General features: G+C 53.3%; 7 protein-coding genes and 1 pseudogene. 3 read left to right on the top strand and 5 right to left on the bottom strand.

The window, feature by feature from the left end:
- The first annotated feature begins 102 nt into the window (after positions 1-102).
- The 3 genes from HN413_11520 (at position 103) to fabF (ending at position 3445) form a co-directional block, all read left to right on the top strand.
- Positions 103-1200 (top strand): M20/M25/M40 family metallo-hydrolase, encoded by a 1098-nt coding sequence (locus tag HN413_11520; protein ID MBT3391026.1) that lies wholly within the window; start codon positions 103-105, stop codon positions 1198-1200.
- A gap of 70 nt (positions 1201-1270) precedes the next feature.
- A complete protein-coding gene (locus HN413_11515) occupies positions 1271-1594 on the top strand; it encodes a hypothetical protein (GenBank protein ID MBT3391025.1) in 324 nt (107 codons plus the stop codon).
- A gap of 474 nt (positions 1595-2068) precedes the next feature.
- Entirely contained in the window at positions 2069-3445 is a 1377-nt protein-coding gene (gene fabF, locus HN413_11510; protein ID MBT3391024.1) for a beta-ketoacyl-ACP synthase II, read from the top strand.
- Between the two features lie 32 nt (positions 3446-3477).
- On the opposite strand, the gene HN413_11505 is transcribed toward fabF, so the two are convergent.
- The 5 genes and pseudogenes from HN413_11505 to HN413_11485 all read right to left on the bottom strand — a co-directional run bounded on the left by HN413_11505 (position 3478) and on the right by HN413_11485 (position 10429).
- Positions 3478-5547, bottom strand: a complete 2070-nt coding sequence (locus HN413_11505) for a CoA-binding protein (protein ID MBT3391023.1) — start codon at positions 5545-5547, stop codon at positions 3478-3480.
- 52 nt (positions 5548-5599) lie between these two features.
- Positions 5600-7903 (bottom strand): HAMP domain-containing protein, encoded by a 2304-nt coding sequence (locus HN413_11500; GenBank protein ID MBT3391022.1) that lies wholly within the window; start codon positions 7901-7903, stop codon positions 5600-5602.
- Between the two features lie 5 nt (positions 7904-7908).
- Positions 7909-8904, bottom strand: coding sequence for an ABC transporter substrate-binding protein (locus HN413_11495; GenBank protein MBT3391021.1), 996 nt, complete (start codon positions 8902-8904; stop codon positions 7909-7911).
- Positions 8905-9067: 163 nt separating this feature from the next.
- Entirely contained in the window at positions 9068-9946 is an 879-nt protein-coding gene (locus HN413_11490) for a 5,10-methylenetetrahydrofolate reductase (GenBank protein MBT3391020.1), read from the bottom strand.
- A gap of 105 nt (positions 9947-10051) precedes the next feature.
- Positions 10052-10429: pseudogene (locus HN413_11485) on the bottom strand (endonuclease domain-containing protein).
- Between the last annotated feature and the right edge of the window lie 39 nt (positions 10430-10468).

Below are 10468 nucleotides of genomic sequence, written 5' to 3'. Positions count from 1 at the left end.
ATCAGCCAGTACCCTAATCCGTGTTTTTGATTTTTTTATGAGCGAACGCCCAGTCATTTTCCCTAAAACCACAAATTCCGGTAGAACTAGGAAAATTCAACCATGAATATCAGCGAAAAAACACTTCAACTCGCTGTTGCAATACAACAAATTCCTGCACCCACTTTTCAGGAGCAGCCGCGCGCGGCATTTATTGCTGAACGCTTTAACGAGTTGAATCTCGCGGATATTGAAATCGACAGCCTGGGGAATGTCTACGCGCGCCGCCCGGGCGCTGGTGAGGCGCGTCCGGTGATTCTCTCTGCCCATAGCGATACCGTTTTCTCGCTGGATACCAACTTGAGTGTGAGTCATGCCCCGGGGCGCATCCAGGCCCCGGGCATTGGTGATAACAGCCTGGGTGTGGCCGGTCTTTTTGGGTTGCTATGGCTGCTTGACGAGCAAAATACCACCCTGCCCGGCGATTTGTGGCTGGTCGTCAACGTCGGTGAGGAAGGTTTGGGCGATCTCAACGGGATGCGCACTGTTGTGGAGCGTTTTGACGCTGCGCCCTTGGCTTATCTCGTACTCGAAGGCATGGCGCTGGGGCAGGTATATCATCGCGGGCTGGGGGTGCAGCGTTACCGCGTTACCGCGCAAACTCAGGGCGGCCATTCGTGGGCCGATTATGGTAAACCGTCGGCGATTCACGAACTCGCCGCGCTGGTCGGGCAACTCACCCAACTTCAATTGCCGCAGCGGCCGCGCACCACGTTGAATGTAGGCGTCATCGCCGGGGGGACTTCGATCAACACTATCGCTGCCGAAGCCTCCTTCGAGCTGGATTTGCGCTCCGAGGAACCAGCAGCCCTCCAGAGTTTAGTCCGCAGTGCCGAAATTCTTATCGAACAGGCCAATCGCCCCGGGGTGCAGATTCAGGCCGAAATGATTGGTCAGCGCCCGGCGGGCGAAATCCCAAAAACGCACCCCCTGCCGGAACTGGCTTCACAGGCTTTGCAGGCGCAAGGCATTCAGCCGCAATTCAATATCGGCTCCACAGATGCCAATATCCCCCTCAGCCGCGGGCTGCCCTGCGTGTGCATCGGTCTGACGCGCGGTGGCGGAGCGCATACCGTGGATGAATATATTGAAACCGCGCCGCTGCAATTGGGGCTGGAGCAGTTGTTCGCATTGGTAACGGCTATTTTCAAACGCCTCTAAACTATCAACAGGGGGTTATACTACTAGTTCTGTTTATTGTTAAAGCACATTACTGAATTGGGAGAAAGAAATGCCTCAATATTTGATTACTTATCTAGGCGGCGATCAGCCATCTAGCCCAGAGGAAGGCAAGCAACATTTTACGAAATATATGGACTGGTTATCTTCATTAGGTGACGCTGTTGTCAGTCCTGCTAATCCGCTTAAAGATACGCACACAGTAAACTCAGATGGCTCTGTTACCGCTGGTGGCACAACTACAATGTCTGGGTACACCATTGTCAAAGCGGATTCGATGGATGCGGCGCTGTCGATTGCAAAAGCCTGCCCTTTTCTGGATATTGGCGGTTCACTTGAGGTATCAGAGTTAATGCAGATGCCAGGCCAAAAATAAACCCAAAAAGCGCATTTACTCGGACGCTTTTGGCATCTGGTGATGCGACATGATATCAGCAACGCCGCCGAATTCCGGCGGTTTTGTTTGTACGACAAAAAAAGTTCCGAGATTTTCTCAAATCGCACGCGTTGCAGTGTTTTCGCCAGAAAATATAATCGTCAACAAAAGCTTGGCGTCATTCCGAGCGCAGCGAGCGGAGCGGAGTGAAGAATCCCTTAACCGGAATGTTGAAAAGTACCTATGCAAGTGATGAATCAAGCCGCTTCAAAGGGATTCCTCGCTTCGCTCGCTACGCTCGGAATGACAACGATGGTTTCGCTGTTCAAGCTACTATTGCCCACTACAGTTTTCGCCAGAAAATCACGGAGCTCTGAAGGAAGAACGATGTCCAATCAAAAATTGACACTCGCCAAAATGACGATTTTAGGAGAACGCTTGAGCCGCTTGCCCGCCACGGCGCGGGAATTGTTAATGGAAGCGCTGGAAGCCATTCAACAAGGTGAGGTAGCGAACTCTGTCGCCGAACGGATCAGCAGCGCACGGCGCGTTTCTGCCGAAGCGGTTGAGCGCGCCCTGGAAGTTTTTGTGCAAGAGCAAGCGCGCCCTTTGCGCCGCGTGGTCATCACCGGCATGGGGGCAGTGACGGCGTTGGGGCATAGTGTGGGCGAATCGTGGCAAAATTTACTGGCTGGCAATTCTGGCATCGACTGGATTACGCAATTCGATGCCAGCGCGTTGCCTGCCAAAATTGCCGCTGAAATCAAAGACTGGGATTCAGCGCGCTTTATTGATGCTAAAGAAGCCCGCCGTATGGCGCGCAGTTCGCAGCTTGCGCTGGATGCTGCCCATCAGGCCCTGGAAGATGCCCATTTACCCGTTGACCAACCGTTGGGCAATCGCACCGGCGTAGTCTTGGGTACGGCTCTGGGCGGTTTTGAAATTTACGAAAATGTTGTCGAAAAATCGACCGAGCGCGGCAAATACCGCGTGCGCCCTATGGATCTGGTCGGCGGGCTGCCCAATATGCCTGCCTTCCACATCAGCCAGCGCTTTGGGGCCAGCGGGCCGCTGAACACCGTGGTCACGGCCTGCGCCGCGGGCACGCAAGCCATCGGTGAAGCTGCTGAACTTATTCGCCGCGGCCTTGCCGATCGGGTACTGACCGGCGGGGTTGAATCCCTGATTCGGGATATGTTCTTCACGGGTTTTACTTCGATGAAGGCGCTCAGTACGCGTAATGATCCCCCTCAGGAAGCCAGCCGTCCTTTTGATGCCACGCGCGACGGTTTTGTGATTGGCGAGGGCGGCGCAGTATTTGTGCTGGAAGATTTGGAGAGCGCCCTCGAGCGCGGCGCGCCGATCTACGCGGAGGTGTTGGGGCACTCCGCCTCAGCCGACGCTTATCATGTGGCGCAGCCTGAACCCGAAGGCATTGGCGCGCAGAACGCCATGCGCTGGGCGCTGATGGACGCCAATCTCCAACCCGAAGCGGTGGACTATATCAACACCCACGGATCCAGCACGCCGCTCAACGACAAGACCGAAACCCATGCCATTAAGCAAGTTTTCGGCGACCATGCCTACGATCTGGCGATTAACTCGACCAAATCCATGATCGGCCACGCTTTTGGCGCAGCCGGGGCTATCGAGGCGATGGTGATTACCAAAAGTGTACAGGAAGACCGCCTGCACCCGACGATTAATTATGAAACCCCCGATCCGGAATGTGATCTGGATTGCGTGCCGAACCAGGCCCGTCAGACCCCGATCAACATAGCGATGTCGAATTCATTTGGGCTGGGCGGGCAAAATGCCTGTCTGGTGGTGGGTAAATATGCCAACGGTTAAAAGTTGAAAGTTGAAAATTAAACGTTAAACCTTCAACCTTCAACCGTTATATATCGCACATCGACGGCCACAACCCCTTGCGCCAACACCCGCAGGGGGTTGATTTCTATCTCCTCAATTTCGGGGTGTTCAAAGGCCAGTTGCGCCAGCCGGAAAAGCGCATCCAACACAGCATCCCGATCGGCGGGGGGGATGTTACGGAAGCCGCGTAATTTTCGCCCGGCCCAGGTTTTTTCGAGCATATATTCGGCGTCGCTGCGCGTCAGCGGGGCCAGGCCAAAGGCGATGTCTTTCAAGCCTTCAACTTCTGTGCCACCGGAGCCGAACATCACCAGCGGGCCAAATTGGGGATCACGTACCGCGCCGATAATGACTTCCTGCCCGCGGGGAATCATCTGCTGAAGATGCACGCCTTCGATGACTCCCTCGGGGTGGGCGGCCTGCGCTCGGCGCATAATCTCATCCCAGGCCGATTGCACCGCAGCCGCGTCCCCCAAATTGAGCAGCACCCCTCCGATGTCGGATTTGTGCGAAATGCCTTCCGCGGCAATTTTCATCACCACGGGGAATCCGATTTCGGCGGCGATGGCAACGGCCTCCGCGCGCGCGTGCGCCAGATGCAGCGCCGCGTTGGGGATGCCGTAGGCACGCAAAAGCGTCGCGGCGTCGGATGTCGTGACGTCAGGCGTATTGACGGGGAATACCGGCTCATCTTGTGCGAACTTCAGCAATTCGGCGCGCTCGACGAGAGCCGCTAACGCCGCCGCGGCGCGTTCGGGGAAGCGATATTCGGGTACCCGCGCGGCGCGTAGATGCTCGACGGCTTCTTGAATGAGACGTTCGCCCATCACAGCCACAACTACCGGCTTCTCAGCCCCGTGGATGATGGGAATCATCGCTTTGGCGACGGCTCCGGCGGTGTACATTGGCGGGGTGGGATAAATTGCCATGACACTGTCTACGCCGGGGTCGGCCAGCGCGATTCGCAGGCTGGCGGCAAATTGCTCAGGCCCCGCCGAGGCCAGCATATCCACCGGGTTGCTGAGACTGGCCGCCGGGGGCAGCAGGCCACCTAGAGCGGCGCGCGTTTCTCCACTTAATTCGGCCAGTTCCAAACCCAGGGCTTCGAGTGCATCGGCGGCGGTGACTCCCGGTCCGCCGGCATTCGTTAAAACAGCCACCTTGCGTCCCTTCGGCAACGGACACCAGGCCAGGGCGCGCGCCTGATCAAACATCTCTTCGCTGGTTGCGGCGCGCAGCACACCCCCCCGCCGGAATGCGGCGTTGTAGGCGCTTTCTTGCCCGGCCAGCGCGCCGGTGTGCGAAGCGACCGCCCGCTGACCGGCCTCGAAACGTCCGACTTTGAGGGCGATAATGGGTTTTTCTTGCACAACTTTGCGGGCTTCTTCGACAAAACGACGACCATCCTTGACGCCCTCGATGTAGAGCGCCAGCACATGCGTGAAGGGATCGGCGGCGACGGGGGCGAGCATGTCGGTTTCACTGACATCGGCCTGATTTCCCAAACTGACCAGCCGCGAAAGGCCATAACCCTGGCCGCGCGCCCAATCGATGACTGCGGCGCAAATCGCCCCGGAATGCGAGATAAAGGCCACATCCCCGGGGGTGGGGCCGGGCGGCGGCAGGAAAGTGGTGTCGATGGGCAGATGCGTATCGAGCAGGCCGATGCAGTTGGGGCCGATCAGCCGAATGCTGTACTGGCGGGCAACTGCGAGAATTTCTTCTTCGAGCGCGGCGCCTTCTGAGCCGACTTCGCGGAATCCCCCGGAGCCGATGATGGCGGCCTGAATGCCGCGCTGCCCGCACTGACGCAGGGCGTCGGCCACGTAGGGCGCGGGAATCAGCACGGCGGCTAAATCCACTGGATTGGGGATTTCCAGTACGTTGGTATAAATTGTGCGTCCCAAAAGTTCTCCGCCCTTAAGGTTGACAAAGTGAATCGCTCCCTGGTAATTGCTGCGCACCAGATTGATAGCGAGACCGTAGCCCAGCTTGGCGGGGTCGTTGGAGGCTCCAATGATGACTACGCCTTTGGGGTTGAAGAAGGGGTTGAGGGTAATGGGATGAGGTTGTTTCGGCATAAGTATTTATGGAAAGATTCTTATTTTCCAGCTCTACTGGGTTCGACAAATATCAACCGTTGTTGGCTGATTTCAAGGTGAAATAGAAGGTAGCTCCTTCACCTTTTTTGGATTCGGCCCACACATCTCCCCCATGACGGTGGATGATGCGCTTGACGATAGCAAGGCCGATACCAGTGCCATCATAAGTTTCCGTTTGATGTAAACGTTGAAAAACAGCAAAGAGCTTATCTACATATTGAGGCTCGAAGCCAATTCCATTGTCGCGGATGAAGAATACAATTTCATTGGAATCTTCTGCCAGCGCTTGGCCCCGCCTGGTTTGAAGTGTTTGACGAGAATCTTTTGGGGATTGGCATCCAATCTCGATATGTGTCCGCTCTCGGTGGTTAGTGAATTTCACCGCATTGGAAATCAAATTTGTCCAGACAATGCCGATTAACCCAGGATCACCCCATACTTTTGGGAGAGGTGAAATATCCCAAATAATCTCGCGTTTCTCTGTCATCAGGTCCAAGTCTTTTTTGATTTTTTCAACCAGCAATATTGGATCAATTGCTTGGGTTGCTATTTCAACTCGTGAAGTGCGTGAAAATTGCAGCAAGTCGTCGATCAAATTGCCCATATGCTTAGATGCATCGGCGACGTTATTCAAGTAATGTTCGGATACGGGATCAAGATGACCCGCTTTGCGTTGGAGCAGGAGATGTATAAAGCCATTAATATGCCGCAGCGGCGCGCGTAAGTCGTGGGACACGGAATAATTGAAGGCTTCCATCTCTTTGTTGGCGGCTAGCAATTCGGCGGTGCGTGTTTCGACCATGTCTTCCAGGTGCTGTTGATATTTTTTAAGTTCTGCCTCGGCCTGTACCCGTGCGGTGATATCTTGGACAGTGGCTTGGATACAGGGTTGACCCTTGAAGTGAATGGGGGTGAGGGATAGGAATACATCGTAGGGCAAGCTATCTTTGCGCATGAATTGTGTTTGGAAATTTGTGAGGATACCCTGCTCATGAAAGCGGGTTAGCGCTATCTCACGGTCTTCAGGTTTGTAATACAGCGCGGCGACATTGCCAATAGCATTGAGATCTTCGATACTATATCCACTATCTCGACGCATGGTCTCGTTGAATATAAGCAAATTGCCTTGTTGATCCGCTACGCCAATACCAATGGATGAACTTTCAAATAAAGTGCGGAATTGCGCCTCGCTCTCGCTCAACGCTTGCTCTGCTTGCATCCGCTTTTTGATATCATGCTGTAGCTGCTCATTTTTTGATTCTAACTCTAGTGCGTGTTGTTCAACCTTTTGGCGGGATGCTTGTAAATCGCTCGTCATCTGATTGAAGGTGGAAGCAAGCTGCCCTACTTCATCCTGACTGGTGGATTCTACTCGTTGAGACAAGTCGCCAGCACTGATAGCCTTTGCAGATTCTGCTAATAGATTAATTGGGGCAACAACTTGCCTGGCGATTAGTATAGCAAGGCCTGCCGCAAGTATAAAAACAATGAATAGGATAGCGATTGCAAGATTAAGGCTATTCGTGACTACTTTGAGCACATCATCAGCAGGTTGTTCAACGACTACAATCAATCTCTGCTCTCCAAGTTGAAGCAAATTCATTGCGAGGACAACATCATTTCCAGACAAACCCTCTGTGCGGGTATCTTCTTCGGGAAGTTCTACTATCGTTCCGCTCAAAACAACCGCCGGGTTTTTATGGGCTACTACCTGCCCCAGTTGATCAACAATATATGCAATCCCTTCGCCAGATATGTCAATTTCTGAGAGCAAATCCCAGATCACCTTGAATCTCATCTCTGCTACCAATACCGAGACGATCTCTCCGGTATACCGGTCTTCGAGCGGAATGGAAATTGTAATCAACGGTTCCCGAAGCGTTTCATCAAAACGAACTGCGCTAAAGTAAATATCCTTGTTTTCAAAAGGAGACAGAAATTCCGGAGTTGCGGCGCGACTCCGGAGGTCTTCATTGCGAAAAATGGTGTCACGTGATAATCGAATTTGCTCCTGCCCCTCAGCATCCAGCAAAGCTATTTCCTGATAAATTCTCTGGTGTAATAGAAAGACACTCAAGAGTTCTTGCTGTTCATCAGGCTCAAGTGTTCCTAGTGCATAGATTTCATCCAAAAAGAATAGTTCGTTCTTTCGTTCTTCAAAGTATTTACTGACTTCAATGCTGACCTGCTCTGCAAATTTGCTCTGTACGACTCGGCTCTCTTCTTCGATGCGAGAAAAAGCATATGGCGCGATGAAGATCAACCCCAACAATATTGGGCTAATTGCCAAACCAATAAATATTAATGAAAAGCGAACGCGCAGGCTATTTTTCACAGTAATTATTTTTCGATGGTTATGATAACTTCGGCAGCCTGCACCAGCGATGCTGGAATTTCAACGCCAATCGCCTCAGCAGTCTGGATGTTGATGCCCAGATAATATTCGGCCGTTTGCACAGGCAATTCGCCAGGGTCAGCGCCCTTGAGTATCTGGTTTGCGATGGATGCAGCCTGTGTTCCGACTTCGTAATGGATAGTACCATAAGCCATCAATACGCCTTCTTCAACCTGTACCATGCTGGGGCCAGAAACCGGCAGTTTGCGTTCGATGGCAATGGCAACTAAATCATCCACGCGGGCATTGATTGTGCTATCTGGCAGCATAAAGATGGCATCTATATCCTCGGGCAAATTATTAAGTAATGTGGTTACTTCGTCATCATTCTGCGCGAATCCCTCCACGACCTCAATGCCGAGACCAGGAGCAAGCTCGAAAATTTGTGCCATCGCGCTGATGGGCGCGGCATCATCAGGGTTGTAGGGGAAAAAGACCCGTTGGATGTCTGGCGCGATCTCGAGGAGCAGTTCCAGTCGCCGGGCCTGATTTTGGCTCAGTTGTACGCCAGTCATATTGCCACCCGGCATGGTTAAGTCGTCCATGACACCAGCATCTATTGGATTGGCGATCACGCCGAACACAACGGGGATATTTGTCCCTTTAGTGATGCGATGGGCCGCGACTCCTGTGGGCGTGCCGGCCGTGAAGATGAGATCAACCTCGGCTTCAACCATGCTTTCGAGAGCAGCATCCAGATCGTCGCCCTTGGTCGGTTCATCGGCGAAGAAATACGTGACGTTTTCTCCCTCGATATAGCCAAGTGCTGTCATCTCATCGCGGAAGCCCTCAACATTCTTGAGCCCATTCGGATTGTTTGTTGCCAGACCAATCGTATAATGCCCAACTTCATCGTCCGCTCTGCCGCAAGCCGTCAGTACAAGCGTGGCGACGAAAACAACGATTGCGAGCACGATAAAGGGAGGTATTTTCTTCAACATGTGATTCTCCTTTCATTTGCTATGGGTTGCCCTTGCGAGCAGTCATTTTCTCTGGTACAGCTTTGCTTTCGCAAAGCAGGCGCGGGGTTGGGTGGGTAATTTTTTCTCCGAGGATGTACCTGGTATGGGAGATGAGTATGAATCCAGATGCGCGTAAAATATACTACAGCAGACCTTCATCTCGCAAACGCGCGGCAATCTTCACGCTGGATGCGCTGCGATCCATCGTATAAATATGCAGCCCCGGCACACCCGCTTCGATCAGGTCGCGGCACTGGTTTACGGCGAAGTCTACGCCGAAATCGAGCAGGGCGGATTTGTCGTCTTCAGGCAGGGCGGCAATGCCGGTGTGGATTTCATCGGTGATGGTCGCCCCGCACAGACCGGCCAGCATTTCCATCATCTTGACGCTGAAGATGGGCATCACGCCGGGCAAAATGGGAACGTCAATTCCTGCGGTGCGGCAACGTTCGACGAAATCGAAGAAAAAGGCGTTATCGTAGCAATAATTGGTGATGATATATTCCGCGCCCAAGTCTACTTTCATCTTCAGAAATTCCATATCTTTGACGCGGCTCTTGGCGTCAATGTGGCCTTCGGGGTAGGCCGCTACACCCAAACAGAAATCATAACGCGGCTTGATGAAAGCGACCAAGTCCGAGGCGTGGGGCAGGCTCTCTGGATGGGGCGTGAAATCGCCCTCGCGGGGTTCGTCGCCGCGCACGGCCAATACATTCTCGATACCCAAGGCTTGATAATCATCCAGCACGGCAGTGATTTCATCCGGGCCGAGGCCGTAGCAGGCGAAATAGGTCAACACTTTGAGCCCTTTTTCATCTCTCAATTTTTTCGCCAGTTGATATGATCCATCGCGCGTGGAGCCGCCCGCGCCAAACGTCACCGAGACAAAATCGGGGCCGAGAGCGGCGAGTTTGTCGATGGCTTTATCCAAATTAGCGGCGGCTTTCTCTGTCCGCGCGGGGAAGAGTTCGAAAGACAGGGTGGGTTTGGGGCTGGTTTTCCAGAGATGGGTTAGTTTCATGGTTATGCTCCTATTTGGTGTGCCCTCTCCCCCCAACCCCCTCTCCCGATTCGGGAGAGGGGGAGCCTTGAGCGTAGCGAAAGGCGGGGGTGAGGGCTTGTTACGTTTTTTGCACGCTGCTTGTATAGCAGTTAAAACAGTATCAATACGATCTGTCACATCGTCATTCAAAAAACGGATCAAGCGATAATCACGGTCTTCCAGCCACTCCGTACGAAAATCGTCATATTCATGCAAGCCAGCATGAATGTCACCATCAATTTCAATGACCAGACGATATTCTGCACAATAAAAATCGGCGATGAATGACCCCAGTGGGTGCTGCCGTCGAAATTTCAGACCGTTGAGTTGCTTTCGACGCAAGTGGCTCCAGAGTAATTCTTCGGCTGGGGTCATATCCTGACGCAATTCGCGAGCGCGTTGCTGTATGGCGGCTGTGGTGCGAATGCGTTTGTGGCGTTGTGTCATGATTTTGCCACGCACAACCCTCACCCTGGCCTTCGTTTTACTCAGGCCCGTCCC

Source organism: Chloroflexota bacterium, from assembly GCA_018648225.1.
Classification (GTDB): domain Bacteria; phylum Chloroflexota; class Anaerolineae; order Anaerolineales; family UBA11858; genus NIOZ-UU35.
Note: the sequence above shows the minus strand (reverse complement) of the source record. Positions and strands in the feature narration are given on the sequence as shown.

Coding starts and splice junctions, on each gene's coding strand:
- HN413_11520 (MBT3391026.1), top strand. CDS start 103: ATGAATATCAGCGAAAAAACACTTCAACTCGCTGTTGCAATACAACAA.
- HN413_11515 (MBT3391025.1), top strand. CDS start 1,271: ATGCCTCAATATTTGATTACTTATCTAGGCGGCGATCAGCCATCTAGC.
- fabF (MBT3391024.1), top strand. CDS start 2,069: ATGGAAGCGCTGGAAGCCATTCAACAAGGTGAGGTAGCGAACTCTGTC.
- HN413_11505 (MBT3391023.1), bottom strand. CDS start 5,547: ATGCCGAAACAACCTCATCCCATTACCCTCAACCCCTTCTTCAACCCC.
- HN413_11495 (MBT3391021.1), bottom strand. CDS start 8,904: ATGTTGAAGAAAATACCTCCCTTTATCGTGCTCGCAATCGTTGTTTTC.
- HN413_11490 (MBT3391020.1), bottom strand. CDS start 9,946: ATGAAACTAACCCATCTCTGGAAAACCAGCCCCAAACCCACCCTGTCT.